The organism is Nocardioides cavernae (assembly GCF_016907475.1).
Taxonomy (GTDB): domain Bacteria; phylum Actinomycetota; class Actinomycetes; order Propionibacteriales; family Nocardioidaceae; genus Nocardioides; species Nocardioides cavernae.
Genome location: NZ_JAFBCA010000001.1, coordinates 352,887 through 369,821 on the forward strand (window position 1 = coordinate 352,887; position 16,935 = coordinate 369,821).

Here is a 16,935-nt window from a genome sequence, read left to right on the forward strand (position 1 = left end):
CTAGCCTCCGTTGACTCGTGCGGCGAGGCGCTGGACCGCCTCAATGATGGGGAGATATCCGGTGCAGCGGCACACGTTGCCGCTGAGAAGCTCGACGATCTGTTCACGGGTGGGCGACGGGCCAAGGTCCCCCACTCCGCTGACTATCGTCACCAAGAATCCGGGCGTACAGATGCCGCACTGGACGGCACCGGCGGCAAGCAGCTCCTCGGTCGCCGCGATCCCAACCGGGGTGGTCTCCAACCCGGCCGACGTCATGACACTCGAGCCGTCGCACTCAGCCGCGTAGACCAAGCATGAGTCGAGGGCTACGCCATCGAGCACCACGGTGCACGCACCACAATCGCCGGTTCCACATCCCCACTTGGGGGCGGTCGCACCGCGGTCCTCCCGCAGGTAGTCGAGCAGCAATCGTGTGCTTGGCACGCGCGAGGCCGCGGCGTGCCCGTCGACCGACACCGACACCTCGGTCGCGGACAGGTCGTTAGGCGACATCATGGGTGTCCGTTCTGGCCAGGGCGGTCCGAGCGACGCGCCCCACCAGCACTGAGACCGCGCGCGTGCGGTATGCAGCCGTTCCACGAACGTCGTCGCGAGGGGTGCACTCGTGGGCGGCGACCCGACCCGCCTCCACCAGGACGTCCGCGAGCGCGTCGGGGTCCTCGGTGTCCGTGCCCACGAGCACATCTGCCGTCTGATGCGCGAGCAACGGCGTGGGGCCGACACCTCCGAGCCCGACGCGAGCGTCGACGATGATCCCGTCAGCCACCTCGACGGCGACGGCGACGCCGACGACCGCGAGGTCGAGGGAGGTCCGGTAGGTGAGTCGTTGATACGCGGCAGCGCCTCCAGCGGCGGGGATGTTGAGACTGGTCACGAGCTCAGAATCGGCCAGCGCCGTGACACCTGGCGAGCGAAAGAACTCCGACAAGCCGATGGCTCGCATGCCGCCGGTCCCCACGACCGTGGCGGTCGCCGACAGCGTGAGCAGGGCGGGCAGGGTGTCCCCCGCGGGCGATGCACGGCACACGTTGCCCACCGCCGTCGCTCGCCGCCGGGTCTGCGGCGCGCCGACCACTCGAGCGCCGTCGACGACCGCTGCGAGCCGACGGTGTCCGGCGAGGGGCTCCAGATCCCTCATCGTGACCGTGGCGCCGATGGTCACGCCACCGTGGTCGGCGACCAAGTCGCCCAGCCCGGGGATGCGCTTGACGTCCACGACCACGTCGGCGCCCCGGTCTGCCAGCAGCGTCACAAGGTCGGTACCTCCAGCCAGGACGCGGGCGCGACCGGGTGCCGAGGCGAGCACCTGCACCGCCTCCTCGACCGACGCGGGTCGAACGAACTTCACTGCCAGGTCCCGATGAGCGGGAGTGCCGCGCCGGGAGGCGCGACGATGCGCTCGCGGTGGAAGGGCAGCGGTGTACGGGGGTCGGGCGAGTCGATCTCGCGGGCGAGCCGATGACCGTCGAAGACGGCATCGACGATCCGGCGCGGGACGACGCAGTCGCCAGCCCGGTAGACGCCCGTGATGCCGGCGGCCTCAAGACGTTCACTGTCGCTCGTGAGGTCGCGATAGAGGTCGTCGTTCGGGTTGCGCTGGGTGGTGAGCACGACGCTGTCCGTGCCCACGATCTCACGGTCCCCGGTGAGACCGTGCACCACGACTGCACCCCCTGACGTGAGCTCCTCGATGGTGCTGGAGGTCCGGACCTGCACCTTCAGTTCGTGCAGGCGCCGGTGCACAGGCTCGAACTCTCCGGTGTGGTGCAGGAACCCGCCTGCCTCGGCCTCTGGTGTGACGATCGTGACCTGCTTGCCCGCGGCAGCCAGCAGCTCGGCGATGGAGACTGCCATGAAGTAGCCGTCGAAGTCGTAGATCAGGACGGACTGTCCGGGCAGGTTGGCGCCGTCGCGCACCAGCTGCTCGGGAGTAAAGGTGGGGATGACTTGCTCCGCCACTCCTGTGAGAGGTGCCCGAGTGAGGGGGTTGTGGCCGGTCGCGTCCCAGCTCGAGCCATTGGCGCACACGACCAGGTCGGCCCCGTACTCCAGGATGTCCTGTGCGGAGAGCCGGCGCCCTAGGACGAGCTCGACGTTGGCGAGCTTGTCGATCTGTGTACTGCGCCAGTCGAGTACCCGGCGCCACTCGGAGAGCCCCGGAAGGCCGGCGATCCAGTCGAGTGACCCGCCGATGGACGACGCCGCGTCGGCGACGTGAACGGCCGACATGCCTCGCTCCCCCAGCACTCTGGCGCACTCCAGGCCGGCCGGGCCCGCGCCGACCACGAGGACGTTGAGGTCAGAATTGCCCGCGGTGCTGAAGGACTCGGGGTGCCAACCGCGGCGGTACTCCTCGCCGGCGGTCGCGTTCTGCGTGCAGATCAATCGTGACCCCACGCCCCACACTGACCCGATGCACATGTTGCAGCCGATGCACTCCCTGATGTCTTCGAAGCGCCCCTCTTCGATCTTCTTCGGGAGGAACGGGTCGGCGATCGACGGGCGAGCTGCGCCGATGATGTCCATCTCGCCATCCCGGACGGCTGCAAGCATGGCGTCGGGGCTGACGTAGCGGCCCACGCCGATCACCGGCTTGGAGGTGAATGGCTTGACCTGCTTCATCCAGGTGCCGTTGAAGCCCTCCGCGTGGGTGCGGCTCGGCGCGCTGTCAATGTTCCAGTTGCTGTGGGTACCGACCTGAAGGTCCCAGAAGTCCACTAGGTCGTCGAGGTGCTGGATGATCAGATAGCCCTCCTCGCTCGCCGTGATGCCGGCGTCGCCGCGCTGACTTTCGAACCCGAAGCGGACTCCCACGGCGCAGTTGTCGCCAACCGTGTCGCGCACCTTGACGAGGACTTCCTGCAGAAAGCGACAGCGGTTCTCAAGCGAGCCGCCGTACTGATCGGTGCGCTTGTTGTAGTACGGCGTCATGAACTGGTGTGCGATCGAGTGGAAGTGGCCCGCGTAGACGTTGATGACGTCGAACCCAGCGCGCATCGCCCGATCGGCGGCGTCGACGTAGAGCTGCTGGAGCTCAAGGATCTCCTCCACCGTCATCTCGTAGACGCCTTGCGTGAAGATGTCATCGTCGAATCCGCCCGACACCCCGCGCCCGGCCATGCGGGTCTCCCAGTTGCCTGCCTCGATCGAGCCGTACCAGAGCTCGACGCCGGCCAGGGATTCGTGCTTGTGGACCTCACGGGTGGTCACCGAGAGGTTCGCGACGTCGTCCTCGTCCCACAAGCGCGCGAAGTTGCGCGGGTAGTCGTCGCTTTCGGGACTGATTGAGCAGTACTCGGTGTTGATCATCGCCCAGCCGCCCTCGGCCTTGACTGCGCGCAGTGCAGCTTGGCTGTACGGCAGATCGGTGCCGAAGTTGGTGCAGTGCGGCACCTGGACGAACCGGTTGCGCAGGGTCTTCGGCCCGATTTTGATGGGCTCGAACAGGAGGTCGTAGCGGGAGTCGCGCATGGGTCTGCTCCTAGGTGTCTGACTCAGAAACTGAACTGCGGAAGGACTCGAGTGAGGACCGAGTCGACGGCGTCGAGGACCGCGTCCACGTGGGTGTCGGTGTGCTCCGTAGAGGTCACTGCGGGGTGCACCGGCGGCCAGAGCACGCCCTCGGCGGTGCAGCCGAGCATGATCTCGGCGGTCAGTGCGGCGTTGCCGGCGAGCGTGTCGCGGCGATTGCGCACCTCGTTGACTCCGGTGTGGATCTGGACGATCGAGCCCATACCCGTGACGACGTGCGGCACGCCGTGCCGGGTTAGGACTTCGTCGAGGCCCGCCCGGAGGCGCCCGCCGGCGCCATCAGCCCGCGCAAGCCCGTCCTCGGTCTCCAGAACCGTCAGGGCGGCGGCGCCCGCGGCGATGGAGATCGGATTCTCGGTGAAGGTCCCGGACTGGAAGATCTTTCGCGGGCCTGCGTCGGCCCCAAGGGCGGCTTCCATCAGGTCGGCCCGACCGCCGAACGCTGCCAACGGCATGCCACCGCCGACCGCCTTGCCGATAGTGACGAGGTCGGGCGTGACGCCAAGGTAAGCAGGTGCTCCGGCCAGCCCGAGCCGCAGGGCGCAGAGGACTTCGTCGAAGATCATCACGATGCCGTGTGCCTCAGTGGCGGCGCGCACGGCAGCAGCGAACTCGCGGGTAGCCGGTATGCCGCCTCCGCTGGAGAAGCTCACCGGCTCCATGATTACGGCCGCCAGCTCATGGCCGTGCTCGTTGAGCCGCGCGACCGTGTTCTCGATGTCGTTGTACGGCAGCACGATCGTCTCGTCCAGCAGCCGCGGGCTCATCCCCGCGTAGTCGAGGACGCCCTCGGGCCGCTCCGGCGTGCCTGCCGGAGTGCGAGTGTGGGTGGAGATGAGGAACAAGTCGTCGGAGCCGTGGTAGTTGCCCTCGAACTTGGCGATCTTGGTGCGCCCCGTCACGGCGCGGGCGACGCGGACCGCCGAGCGTGTGGCCTCCGAGCCCGTGTTGACGAAGCGGAGTCGCTCGAGGTGAGGCATGTGGGCCTGAAGCCTCTCAGCGAAGTCGATCGACCCCTTGTTGGGCATCATGGGGTTGAACATCCGCCCGGCCTGGTCGCGCACCGCCTCAACGACGGCGGGGTGACTGTGGCCCAGGAGGAGCGGCCCGGCACCCATCAACAGGTCGACGTAGGTGCGGCCGTCGACGTCCGTGATCGTGGCGCCCGACGCCGACTCCACGAACACCGGGTAGGGGGCGAAGTACTTGGCCTGGCCGCTCACACCCTGCGGGAAGATGCGGGCCGAGCGCTCCCACAGCGCACGGCTACTGCCCGTCACGCTCTGGTACCGGTCGGCAGCGCCTGGGGCGGCGCGATCAGGTGAGGTCTCGATGGCCATCAGTCAATGCTTCCTGTCGTATCGTTGGGCGAACCCGAGATGTGTTGAACGTCATGACGAGAGAGGTGGCCACATGGCCTCGCTGGACAGCCCGGACCAAGAGGCCAAGGCGGCCACCGCGCGGACTGAGGGCGGGGTTGAGATAGATCCGCGCTACTACGTCGAGACCGCGGCCCACACGATCACGCTGCTGAAGGCAGTGGCCCAGCGCGGCACGGTGACTCTGGCGGGCCTGACTAGCGATCTGGGGTGGACCAAACCCCGGGTCTATCGGCTGGTGCGTACGCTGCACGCCTGCGGGGCGTTGCGTCAGGCTGACGACGGCTACAGCCTCGGGCCCACGATGATCTCGTTGGGATATGCCGCACTCCAGTCGGTGCGACTGGTGGAGGTTGTACGCCCGGCACTGCAACGCATCCATGAGCAGACTGGCGAATCCGTCATCCTCACCGTCCTCGACGGAACGGACATCGTCTATATGGACTACCTCGAGACAGACCACCTCTTGGTCACCAGAGCTCGGCTGGGAAGCCGCCTTCCGGCGTACCTCGCATCGAGCGGTCACGCAATCTTGTCCTGTCTGTCCCCGGACGCGGTCACGGCCCTGTTCGCGGGCCACGTCTTCAGCCCGCCGACGGCGCGCTCCGTGTCGTCGTTGGACGTGCTGCAAAGGCGACTGGAAGGGGTGCGGCGAAGGGGTTACGCCCTGATAGACCAGGAGCTCGCGCCCGGACACCGAGCCGCAGCAGCCCCTGTGGTGGACCACGCTGGGCATGCTGTGGCCGCAATAAGCATCTCCGTACCGACAGCTCGTGTCACCTTGGCCGACCTGCGCACCATGGCCGAGAAAGTGCTTCTGCCCACAGCGCAACGCGTCAGCGCGAGCCTGGGTTCGCAGGTCGAGGTGTAGGCATCCAGCGGCGGCGCTAACCATGCGCGCCAGCCACTGTGGTGAAGACTCCCAGCGCCTTCTCGATCCCAAGCGCCCACGGCAGCTCGATGGCCACTTCGTCAAAGCCGAGAGTTGCCGCCTCCTGCACGTGATCGAGCAAGTCGGCGCACCTTTCGGCCGGGCAGTGAAGCTTAAGTACCATGTACGGTGGGGTGTCTTGGCGGTGCTCGCGCCACTGCCTCCGGAAACTCCCTGCAGCGGCCGCTAGTGCATCTGAGTCCCATCGGTCCACAAAGGCCAGCGCCAACCATCCGTCACCCAGTCGAGCTGCTCGCCGGATGGCCGGAACGCTCATTCCTCCCACCAGGAGCGGAGGACCTTCGGGGCGGCTTGGCCTGGGACTGAGGATCAAGCCTCGCGGGACCGTCACCTCGGACCCGGAAAATCCGGTGGTGCGCCCGGACCAGGCATCCCGAAGCACGTCAAGCATCTCGTCAAAGCGCTTGCCGCGTGATGCAAACGCGTAGCCCAGCGCCTCCATCTCCTCCCTGTTCCACCCTGCACCCAAGCCGATTCGAAGACGCCCCCCGCTCAGACGATCCAGCGTTGCGAGCTCCTTCGCCGTTTGGAGCACGTTGCGTTGAGGAAGCACCAAGATCGCCGTCCCGACCGTGCAGTCGCCGTCGAGAAGGGCGGCGATGAACGCACAGGTAGTGAGGCATTCGAGGTAGTCGTCGCGCGAGCTCCAGGTGATCCTGCCGTCGGGCGCGTAGGGGTAGTCCTTCGACGGGCCGTCCTCCAGCACGAGGTGGTCACTGATCCAAAGACCAGACGCTCCGGCCGCGATCAACGCAGACGCCATTTTGTCGACGCCTACACTCAGGGGAATCGGCCCGCTGTTTGGCAGGATCGCGCCCACTCTCACTACGCCTCCTGCATTGCGCCGCGAAACACTGAAGCAATCATGCAATATGTGCGCGTTTCGTAAGTCAATACTCAGTATCGGTCAGCGTTACAGTTCCACGGTTGGCCTACTGCAGCCGTGGGTGCGTCGCAGCCCCGCATGTCACTGAGCGAACATCCGTGTTGCCTTGCGGAAGGCCCAGCCCTAGTTTCTGGGCACCCAGAGGGAGGGTCCTCCCTCTACCAGTCAGCAAGGGGCACTACTCATGTCTTACTTGACGGGCGGAATCACGCGTCGCGCAGTCGTAGGTGGCGTAGGGGCCGCGGCCCTCACCGGAGTCGCTGCAGAGGCAGCACGCGGAGGCGTGGACGCAAACGCACGCGGCAGTAGTCCAGGCAAGGACCGAGCCCGCAGCTACCTCATCCGTGGAGGTCGAATCCTCACGATGGAGGAGGGCATGGAAGCAGCGGAGGTCAGTGACCTGCTCGTGCGCGACGGAAGGATCATCGAGATCCGCAAGAATCTGTCCGCTCGTGGGGCGACCGTCATCGACGCGCGCGACCGCATAGTAATGCCTGGCTTCGTCGACACCCACTGGCACCTCTGGAACACACTCCTGCGACCTCGGGTGACAGGGGTCTTCGGCGCTTCCAATTTCGGCAACTACACGCCGATGAAGGCGTTGTACGGCCCTCTCTATCGTCCCTTGGACTCCTATCGAAGCGTGCGACTCTCGCTCGCGGAGGCGCTAGCCTGCGGGATCACCACGGTTCTCAACTTCAACCACAATGTTGTCTCGCGAGACCACGCAGACGCTGAACTCCGCGCGCACCATGAGATGGGTGTACGTACCCTGTTCGGCTACGGCACTCCCGAGGGGCGCGGCGGCGAGATCGTTTCCGAGGCGGATGTCCTCGCTGTCCGAGATCGGTGGTTCGGATCGACATCGGACACCTCCGTTGTATACGGCCTCGGCGTGTGTCCCGGTCAGATGCTTGCTGATGACGCCGCAATGGCGCGGCGCAACGGGCTCCCAATAATCGTTCACGGCGTGCGCGGCTTGTTGCAGGCCGGCCTAGTGGGGCCCGACGTCCGAGTAGCGCACTCGTACCGCATCACCGATGCAGATATTGCATCCGCTGGAGCGAATGGAGCACGCTTTAGTACATCGGCAACTGTGGAGAGCATGCTCGGCGCCGCCTACTACTCGAATGCTGTCAACGTCCAGCGGCTCCTAGGCACGGTAGCCGTGTCTGTGGACTCGGCTGCAACCCAGACCGCCGACATGTTCAACGCAATGCGGGCGATGCTCAGCTCTTCAGTCAGTGCCGAGGCGGGCGGGAAGGCTCCGTTCACGGTCCGAGAACTAGTCGAGGCTGTAACGGTCGGAGGTGCGCGATTTCACGGCCTCGAGGATGAGATCGGCACACTAACGGTCGGCAAGCGGGCAGATATTCAGCTGCTGAGGACGGACCAACCGACCATGGCTCCGTTCAGCCCGACGGATGCGCAATCCGTGATGGATGCCGTCGTGTTCCACGGAACACCGCAGATCGTCGACACGGTGATGGTCGAGGGTCAGGTGCTCCTCGAGGGTGGGGAACTCCGTCGCACGAGTAGCCGGGCCATCATCTCTGAGGCGCAGGACTCCATGTCCTGGCTCGACCTCAGAGCGTTGACGTCCTCCTCTGCCGGCTAGGTGTGCGGCCAGCTGGCGTCTACGGCCCACCAGTTCCTATGGCGGGCGTAGGCGTTCGTTGGAGGTTTGGCTTGCCCGGTGCGCCGTGGGAGCGATGCCCGACTACCAAGCTGGTCGCCACCCGAAGATTGACCTGCCGCTGAGCGCCCAAACCGGTTGGCTTTGAAGACGGGTCCTATGCCAGCTCTCCTAAGATCGTCGGTTCAATCGGCGCTCATGCAACGAGGTGGTGGTTGAAAGCTCGACCGGGAGTCCAGCGAGCCGATGGGGTTGTCGGGGTCGACGGTGTGGAACCAGTCATAGACAGGGACGCATGCCGCACCCTTGGGGTTACGCGGGCAACCGAACCACCGCAGGCAAAGCGATCCATCTAAGTGCACTCCATAGAGAGATCGTCGGCAGACACTTTGTCAACTCGTGCCGCGATCTCGGTATGCGACCGGTAGTGCCAGCGACCCACGCGCCTAGCCCCAACGGCCGATGTCGCGCCCGGCTATTCGAGCGGCTGGCTGCGGTCCCGAACGAGAGCACGCAGGCACACCGCCGCCACGATGGCACCGCTCTGGACTAGTAGCTGCGAAGAGGTGGGCGCCCCAACCGACAAGGTCAGCTGCACAAGTTGAGTGAGGAACAGTGCAGCAAGGCCGCTGGCCAATACTGAGCCGGCGCCGCCCTTCAGGGGGGTGCCACCGACGATGACGGCCGCGACAGCCGGGAGCAGGTAGGAGTCGCCGAGAGTGTTGTTTGCGGACGTGGCGTAGGCGCCGAGCAGGATGCCCGACAGGCCGGCGCAACCCGCGGAGACGAGGTAGGCGGTCGTAGCTGTCCAGCGAGGGTCGATGCCCACCACTCGGGCGGCGGACGGGGAGGCGCCTGCCACCAGGAACGACTGGCCTGCGGTGGTGCGTGAAAGGAAGAACTGCAGGGCCAGCACCACGACCACGGCGATTGCGGCGACCGCCGGGATACCCAACGGACGGAGCCGGATGAACTCGACCAGTCCCGCTGGCGACTCGGTCGTAGATCCGTCCGACAACACCCACACCGCGCCCGTGACCAGCGCGTTGGTTGCGAGTGTGGCGATTAGCGGAGTGATCGCCAGGCGAGTGATCAGCAGGGCGTTGACGAACCCGATCACTACAACGGTTGCCAGGCACAGGAAGACTGTCATCAGGACCGACCTGCCCTCCCCGATGCTGCGGAAGCACACGTAAGCCGACAGGGTCATCGTGGCGGGCACCGAGATGTCGAAGCCGCGCTGCTGGATAACGAGCGTCTGCCCCGCGGCGGCGATTGCCAGCGCGCCTGCGAGGGGCAGCATCGCGTGCAGACTGGACAAACGCAGGGTGCCGGGGGCCACGAGCAGGCAGACCGCGCACAGCACCACAAGGGCGACCAACACGCCGCCCGAGGGGTGGCGCAGCACCCGAACGAGCAGCGACCCACGCCCGCGGGTGCGTGGCGTCATCGCCGGACGCGGATCGGTGTCGATGCTCACCGTCTCATCACCATCTCTCGGCTCTTGCTGTACAGGGCGACGGCTAGGACCAGGACCGCGCCCAGGATGAACCAGTTCCACGCCACGTCGAGGCCGATGAACGCGGTCACCGAGTTGACCTGCAGGAGAAGCAGCGCCCCGAGGAATGCTCCGATGAAGGAGCCTCGGCCCCCGAAGAGACTTGCGCCGCCCACTGCGACGGCGGCGATGCTCGTCAGCATGTAGCTGTTGCCCGCCGTCGGGTTACCCGAGCCGACCTGAGCCATCAGCGGGATCCCGGCCAGACCGGCCAAAAGGGAGCAGCCCGCGTAGGCTCCCCAGCGGTAGCGGAGGTCGCGCAGCCCGAGGGTCCGGGCTAGCGCCCGTTCGGAGCCCACGGCTCTGAGGCGGGCACCGGGGCGGCTGCGGAGGAGGAACACCTCCAGGCCGACCGCAAGGCAGGCGGCGACCACGAACATGAGGGGTACACCGCTCCACGAGAGGCCGATGGCCTCCAGGATGGGGTCCGAGAAGAAGCCGTCGGGCACCGGACGCAGAATCAGCGCTACCGCTTGGAGCGCCATGTACATGGCGAGCGTGGCGATGATCGCGGACAAGCCGACCAGGTCCACCAAGGCCCAGTTGACCGTTCCGACGAGGAGTGGCACCACGAGGAACAACAACCAGCCCGAGGCTTGGTTGGCGACCGTCGCGTTGTCGACCAGGTAGAAGGACTCCAGGACAACCATGAGCGCCATCAGTGGCCCAACGGAGAGGTCGATGCCGCCGACCAGCATCACTACCTGCTGTGCCATAGCCACCAAGGCCAGGGTCGCGGTCAGCGACAGCAGGCTTGTCATGCTGACCGCCGACAGGTAGCGATCGTTGACTGACGCGGTGTACGCGCCAAGCACCACGGAGGCGAGAGCGATCAGGGCGAGCGGGGCCCAATGCCCGGCGAGGACGTCGAGGACCCGGCTGCGACCGCTGGACTCTTGGACCTTGCGCTCGGCGGTTGAGGTCACGATTGCTCGGGCGATCTGGGGCTCGGTGAGATCCTCGCCCGTCAGCTCGCCGACGACCACGCCCCTCGAAAAGACTAGGACCCGGTCGCAGAGGCCCGAGAGCTCGAGGGCGTCCGAGGACAGGATCACCACCGCGGTGCCCGCCTCCGCGGTTTCGCGTAGATGTCGATAGATCTCGGCCCGCGTGCCCACGTCCACGCCCTGCGTTGGCTCGTCCGCGAGAACTACGCGTGGCTGCGAGTTGAGGACATCGGACAGGACTACCTTCTGCTGGTTGCCGCCGGACAGCGCTCCGACCCGGGTGTCGAGATCAGGCGCCTTGATGGCGAAGCGCTTCGAGGCGTCCTGGGCAAGCCGCTCCTGGACCGAGGCCATCCGCAGCCCCGCCTTGGTGTACTGCCGAGTGCTGCGGAGTGTGATGTTGGTCCGGATCGTGTAATCAGGGATCACACCCTCGTGCGGCCGGTCCTCGGGAATGAAGGCGATCCCGGCACTCAATGCCCTTCGCGGGCTCGTCACGCGCACGCGGCGACCGCCCACTTCCACATCGCCCCGCGAGGTCTCGAGCCCGGCCAGGGCCCGCACGAAATCGCGCTGGCCGTTTCCCTCGATACCGGCCAGGCCGATGATCTCGCCGCGACGAATTTCGAGGTCGAGTGGCTCGAAGCCGGCCGCGGAGAACGCTTTGACGGCGAACCCGACCTCGCCGAAGGTCCGCGCCTTGTCGGGGAAGATGAACTCCAGGGGACGACCGGCGATCAGCGCCACAACATCAGAGGGTTGGAGGTCGCTGCGCTCGAAGGTGCCCTGGCTCCGACCGTCGCGCAGCACGGTGACCCGGTCCGCGACTGCGAGGACCTCGTGGATGCGGTGGGAGATGTAGACGACAGCGGTCCCCTCGCGCGTCATCTCTCGAATCACCTCGAAGAGCCGCTCGACATTGGCCTTGCGGAGGTGCTCGGTCGGTTCGTCGAGCACGAGCACCGCCGGTTTGAGCGCGAGCGCCTTCGCGATCTCGGCGACGAACCTCGTCTCCGCGGGCAGGGTGTTGGCCCGGGCCCGAGGGTCGATGCCGGAGTGTTCGTCCCACGCGTTCAGCGCCGCGCTGGTCCACTCCGTCGCCTCGGAGATGGGCACTCCCGGGTGGTCACCGAGCACCATGTTCTCGGCGAGGGTCAGGTCGGGGAGCAGCGCCGGCTGTTGACGAACTATCGCGAGGCCGGCCGCGGTTGCCTCCTGCGCACCGCCGGCGAGCACGTGCCCGCACACGGACGCGATACCACTGTCCGGGACGAGGGAGCCACAAGCGACGCCCATCAGCGTGCTCTTGCCGGCGCCGTTTTCGCCGACGAGGGCATGGACCTCACCCGGCCGCACGTCCAGGTCCACGCTGTCGAGTGCCACCACACCGGGGAAGGTCTTGGTGACCCCGCGCAAGCTCAGCGCGCTCAGCGGCTCCGTCGCATCGTGCGGGGGGTCGATGACCGCGGGTGGCTGGGCCGTGACGTCGTTGGACATGGGGATCCCCTCAGGATCTGGAGGTGCGACCGGGATCGTCGATTCCGGTCGGGTTAGTTGAAGACCTCGCTCAACTGCTCGGGGGTGAGCGAAGAGGAGAGGTCGGCGTCCGGCGGCAGGTTGCGGTCGCACTTCGGGTCCTGCCCGGCCTCGGAGTCGAGGAACGGTGGGAAGCGGAATTGCTGCAGGGTCGCGCCGTCCTCACCGTTGGCAAGCGGGACCGCCAACCGGAGGGCCATCATGGACACGTCGTTGCTCGAGTCGAGCGAGAAGATCGGGAATGCGTCTCCGCCCGTCTTCGCATCGACCCACTTGCAGCCGAGCTCGTTGTTGGAGGCGAACGTCGCGATCGGCGGGACTGGCTTGCCAGCCGCCTGGAAGGCGTCGATCGCAGCGACGGCGGTGACCCCGTAGTCGGTCATGATCCCGTCGATCTCGGGGTACTTGGCCAAGAGACCGTTGATCGCCTTCTGCGTGTCCACCTTGTTCCAGTTGGTCGTGACCGGCTCGTCCTGCAGGAGCTTCATGTCCGGCTGGTCCTCCAAGGAGGAAGTGATGCCCTCCATGATCGACCCGCTCGACGGGGCGCCGGGGATGCCGCCGAGGAACACCACGTTGCCCTTACCGCTCAGGGTCTCCGTAAGCCAATTGCCGAGGTCTGCTCCGAGGTCTCCGTAGGCCCCGACGATCTTGGCGCTGTAGTCCTGGCCGACCTTCCCACCCGGGTCCGCCGAGTAGGGCACGACCGTCACGCCCGCGGCAGTGGCAGCGCGCAGCGCGGGCAACTCGGCGGCTCCGAAGTCGGCGTAGACCAGGAGCACATCCACGCCCTGGCTTACCTGGCTCGCGATATCACTCGAAGCCTTCTGGGGATCGCCGTTGGCGTTGGTGTAGAGGAGCTCCTGGTCGAGCGCCGGACACTTGGCGACCTCCAGCTCGACGACCTTCTTGGTGATCTGGCGCCACGGATTGCCTCCGACACCATCTGCCAGACCGACCTTGAGTTCCTTGTCCCCGCACCAGGTGCTGGGATCCACGTCGCGTGAGACCGACACGGTCTCGACGTCGGCGGTGTTGCCGCTGCCGGAAGCCGAGCCCGAGTCCGAATCATCCGACGACGTGGTGTCGGCTGCGCATGCGGCTCCGAACAGTGACAGGACCGTCACCGCGACGGCTGCACGAAGATGCCTCACTTCTCCTCCAGGAGTTGGTTGGGTGGTGCTGGGGATGGGGATCCGAGATGGGCGGTGTGGTGGAGCAGGTGCGGCCTCACAGCTGAGCGAGGCCGGAACGGAAGTTGTCGACGATCACTGTCGCCGGGTCAGCCTCCGGTTCGGTTGGGACGTACTCCGCCGTCCACGTGACGACGCTGACCCGTGGATCAGCGCCCGGCTCGACGGCCAGGGTCGAGACGTAGTCGCTGAAGGGGAGGACGCTCTCGTCGATGCGGTAGGTGTAGGAACGGTCGGTACGGTCGAGCAGTCGCTCGACGACTGTGGTGCCGTTGGAGATGCTCAGGCGACGCAGATCGTCCCCGACGAGCTCCACATGATCGATGATCGTGAGCCAGTCGTAGTCCCCGAAGTCACCGATCCGTTCCCACAGCTCGTCTGCCGGAACGTGGCACGTCCGGTGGTCCAGCACGGACGCACGCAACCAAGGGCGGCTGGGTTTCGACACGTCGGCCTCGTTCCCCACGCCCCGAGGAGCCCGGATCGAACTTCGCTCCAACTGACGTTCGAGGACGTTGCGAGTGATTCGCGAGACGTCGTTGTCGTAGGAATCGTGCGACAGCGCACCGAGCCAGGCAATGGAGCCCGTTGAGAAGACGCTGCCCCCGGACTCAGTGTCGTAATAGACGAGGTCGGACCGGACATCGGGGTTCTGATCACCGCCGAAGATGCCCCGCGCGATATTGAGGACGTCCTCGTTGACCGGCATGGCCTGGTCCGTGAAGCCCTCGGACGTGGCAAGAACGTAGGCGCGCCGCGGAGTGCCCAGCGCGACATCGGCACGGTCCAGCTCCAGGCCCGCAGCCCCGCCGCCGAGCAGACCGTAGTCACCGAAAGTGTCACCGCGGATGCCGGAGAAGATCCAAGCGCACGGGCCGTAGCTGTCTGGCAGTCGCCGGTAGTACGTCGAGGAATCGAAGGTGAACCCAGTGAACGAGAGCCCCGTGAGATGCGTGCTGTTTCGGCCGCGGTGACGCCATGTGCCGCCTTGGAGCCCGTCGAAGGCGTTGTGCACCTCCCCGGGCAGACAGTTCCAGGCCCGGACGGCCGCCTCGCCCTTGCGGACCTCGATAAGGGACAGGTCGTCGGGGTGGTAGTTGGTCACCCAGTAGAAGCCGTTGGCACCGAAGTAGATGAAGTGGCCGCCACGGGCCTGATAGGTCTCGTAGGCGTCCAGCATGCGCCGCGTCGAGTACTCCGGGTGCGACCCGGTCAGCACCGTCGCGTATCGGGCCAAGAGGTCGGCGCCCTCGCTGTGCACGTCCTCGTCGGTCAGCACGTCGTAGTCGTGACCGAGGTGCTCGAGCCAGTCGGTGAGATAGAGGTCTGAGTTGAAGGCCCATGTCGAGGTGATCCAGTAGCGGTACTCCGGCCGCATCGACAGGATCGGTCGCAGCCGCGACGAGATAGACACGCCCGACCCGTCGTTGTGGCCGTCGTAGACCGACAGACCGAGCTCGCGGTGCTCGGCGAGGTAGGTGTCCTCGGGCTCGATGTGGGGGACCTTGGCGGCCGATACCTGTGCCAGCGGGTAGTCGATCGGGCCGACGAAGTTGGCGTAGGCCATGTAGGTAGCAGTCGGCATCACGACTGCCACGCGCGACGTGGCCCGGTCCCGGGGGGGCCGGACGAAGAATGGGACGTGGTCGTAGGCGCCGGTCTCTGGCACCCGCAGCCGCAGGGCGTACGCACCGCTGCGTAGGCCGAGCGGCACAGTCAGCACCGCAGCGACGTCCCAGCGGCAGTCGTCAAGGTCGTCGTCGTGAAAGTGGACCGCCGCGTAATGATCAGGCTTCGCGGTGTAGACCACGGAATCGCCGTTCCACGCCGACCCGGTGACAGCGCGGTTAGGCGCGTTGACAAGCCAGCCGTGACGCTCCCGTGCAGCACGGTCGGTAACGCGCATGCTGGACGCGTCGACCGAGATGCCGTCGGCGAAGTCCCACCACAGGGTGAGACCTCTTTCGTCGACCTCGCTCGTCAGGGCAGCGAGGTCGTCGGCACCGAGGGCCATGCCGTGCACCGCGGGTGCCTCGATCTTGCCGTTGAGGTTGTCCCGAGTGATTGGGAGCTCCATGGTTCCCGGCAGAGAACCGTAGCGACCGGCTGGGCGCAGCAGGCCCCCGCCGGTGAGCTGGGCGATGCCGGCGCCGGCCAGTACCGGCCAGTCCGCGGGTACGTGCGCCACGACTCCGGTCGAGATCTCGCGGACGACCTCCCGCTCCGCGCCGAGGGGTGAGCGTGAGGGACCGTGAGAGCCGTTGGTCGAGGTCGCGATGCGGCGCTGCAGGATCCGTAGGGTCCCGTCGGAGGGGTCGTGGACGCCAGCCAGCAGGTGCCACACGTTTGGCTCGACGAGCTCGCCGGTGCGCACGCTTGCAACCCGTCCGTCTGCATCGCCGACGCTGAACGACACGTCGCCGTCGACCTCGATCGCCAGCTCCACTCCGGTCAGAGCGCCGTCGGCCGAGGCGGCACCGTGCATGGACCCAAGCACGACTTGGCGACGGCCGCCGGGCGCGGTGAGCCACACGCGAGCTGAGAGGGTGACCGGACCGTCGAGCACCTCGCCGGCGCGGTCGGCGACGACATACGAGCCGGCGTCGGTGACCTGCCGACGACCGCGCAGCTCGAGTGGCTCCACCGAGGAGACTTCTTCGATCTTGAAGCCTGGGCCCTCTGGCGCGACGTCGCCGTGGATGAGCCGCACCAGATCGGCGGAGTAGGCCGTGCCGTCCGGTGCGTCGACATGGAAGCTGATCTCCTCACCCGGGGCGACGGAGAACTTGTCGGGGTAGCCGATGACTTCAAGCACCGGGTACACCTGCCTCACGCGCCTCGCCACGAGACTCGACGTATTCCGCGACCCGCAGCAGGAAGACCGCGTGCTCGGCCTCGTCGCGGGAGTGATACGGCCCCGGGTCCACGTGGACGGGAGCGTCGCCGCGCACTCCGGTCAGGCGTGCGATCCCCCAAGCGCCGTAGTCGCGGGAGCGGTAGAGCGCAAACTTTCCGTCGACCGACGCCGCATGGAAATGGTCGAGAATCCGCGACAGCGCCCTGCTGTGCAGCTGCGGGCGGGCGCCTGGCTGGCTCGGCGGCAGGAGCGGCCTCTCTTTGTGTTCCCGTACCAGCTCCTCGCGACTCTGTTGGTCGAGCAGCAGCGGGTCGACGTGAGCGCGGAGCAGGTACTCCTGCAGCGACCGCCGCGCGTCGCCGCGCGTCGCTCCGGTCTCTTCCCAGGCACGGGAGGCGGTGGCTTGCGTGCCATCACGCATGGGGAATCTCCTCACAGTGGAAGGTGTGGCTTCTCC

Annotated in this window: 12 protein-coding genes; 2 read left to right on the top strand and 10 right to left on the bottom strand. The window is 66.7% G+C overall.

Annotation, left to right across the window (positions count from 1 at the left end; translation table 11 throughout):
* From JOD65_RS01695 to JOD65_RS01710, 4 genes are read right to left on the bottom strand one after another with little or no spacing between them, the layout of a single operon-like run.
* A complete protein-coding gene (locus JOD65_RS01695; protein ID WP_191194051.1) occupies window positions 1-498 on the bottom strand; it encodes a (2Fe-2S)-binding protein in 498 nt (165 codons plus the stop codon).
* A complete protein-coding gene (locus tag JOD65_RS01700) occupies window positions 485-1,351 on the bottom strand; it encodes an FAD binding domain-containing protein (protein WP_191194050.1) in 867 nt (288 codons plus the stop codon). The genes JOD65_RS01695 and JOD65_RS01700 overlap by 14 nt, the downstream gene beginning before the upstream one ends.
* The gene (locus tag JOD65_RS01705) at window positions 1,348-3,474 is read right to left on the bottom strand and encodes an oxidoreductase (protein WP_191194049.1); all 2,127 of its coding nucleotides are present in this window, start codon (window positions 3,472-3,474) and stop codon (window positions 1,348-1,350) included. The genes JOD65_RS01700 and JOD65_RS01705 overlap by 4 nt, the downstream gene beginning before the upstream one ends.
* 23 nt (window positions 3,475-3,497) lie before the next feature.
* Window positions 3,498-4,874 carry an aspartate aminotransferase family protein gene (locus JOD65_RS01710; protein ID WP_191194048.1) on the bottom strand — a complete coding sequence of 459 codons (1,377 nt, stop codon included), beginning with the start codon at window positions 4,872-4,874 and terminating at the stop codon, window positions 3,498-3,500.
* A 73-nt stretch (window positions 4,875-4,947) separates the two neighbouring features.
* Here JOD65_RS01710 and JOD65_RS01715 point away from each other — a divergent pair, with 73 nt between their 5' ends.
* The gene (locus tag JOD65_RS01715; RefSeq protein ID WP_191194047.1) at window positions 4,948-5,784 is read left to right on the top strand and encodes an IclR family transcriptional regulator; all 837 of its coding nucleotides are present in this window, start codon (window positions 4,948-4,950) and stop codon (window positions 5,782-5,784) included.
* A 16-nt stretch (window positions 5,785-5,800) separates the two neighbouring features.
* On the opposite strand, the gene JOD65_RS01720 is transcribed toward JOD65_RS01715, so the two are convergent.
* Window positions 5,801-6,685 carry a TIGR03619 family F420-dependent LLM class oxidoreductase gene (locus tag JOD65_RS01720; protein WP_191194046.1) on the bottom strand — a complete coding sequence of 295 codons (885 nt, stop codon included), beginning with the start codon at window positions 6,683-6,685 and terminating at the stop codon, window positions 5,801-5,803.
* A 430-nt stretch (window positions 6,686-7,115) separates the two neighbouring features.
* Between JOD65_RS01720 and JOD65_RS01725 the strand changes: the two genes are divergently transcribed.
* The gene (locus JOD65_RS01725; RefSeq protein ID WP_191194045.1) at window positions 7,116-8,369 is read left to right on the top strand and encodes an amidohydrolase family protein; all 1,254 of its coding nucleotides are present in this window, start codon (window positions 7,116-7,118) and stop codon (window positions 8,367-8,369) included.
* 493 nt (window positions 8,370-8,862) lie between these two features.
* Here JOD65_RS01725 and JOD65_RS01730 read toward each other — a convergent pair whose 3' ends face one another.
* The 5 genes from JOD65_RS01730 to JOD65_RS01750 all read right to left on the bottom strand — a co-directional run bounded on the left by JOD65_RS01730 (window position 8,863) and on the right by JOD65_RS01750 (window position 16,899).
* Complete coding sequence (locus tag JOD65_RS01730) at window positions 8,863-9,867, bottom strand: ABC transporter permease (protein ID WP_191194044.1); 1,005 nt, start codon at window positions 9,865-9,867, stop codon at window positions 8,863-8,865.
* Window positions 9,864-12,389 (bottom strand): ATP-binding cassette domain-containing protein, encoded by a 2,526-nt coding sequence (locus JOD65_RS01735; protein WP_191194043.1) that lies wholly within the window; start codon window positions 12,387-12,389, stop codon window positions 9,864-9,866. Before JOD65_RS01735 ends, JOD65_RS01730 begins: the two co-directional genes overlap by 4 nt.
* Window positions 12,390-12,442: 53 nt before the next feature.
* The gene (locus JOD65_RS01740) at window positions 12,443-13,444 is read right to left on the bottom strand and encodes a substrate-binding domain-containing protein (RefSeq protein ID WP_191194042.1); all 1,002 of its coding nucleotides are present in this window, start codon (window positions 13,442-13,444) and stop codon (window positions 12,443-12,445) included.
* 214 nt (window positions 13,445-13,658) lie between these two features.
* Window positions 13,659-16,436 (bottom strand): N,N-dimethylformamidase beta subunit family domain-containing protein, encoded by a 2,778-nt coding sequence (locus tag JOD65_RS01745; RefSeq protein WP_191194041.1) that lies wholly within the window; start codon window positions 16,434-16,436, stop codon window positions 13,659-13,661.
* Window positions 16,429-16,899, bottom strand: coding sequence for a N,N-dimethylformamidase alpha subunit family protein (locus JOD65_RS01750; protein ID WP_191194040.1), 471 nt, complete (start codon window positions 16,897-16,899; stop codon window positions 16,429-16,431). The genes JOD65_RS01745 and JOD65_RS01750 overlap by 8 nt, the downstream gene beginning before the upstream one ends.
* Window positions 16,900-16,935: the final 36 nt, after the last annotated feature.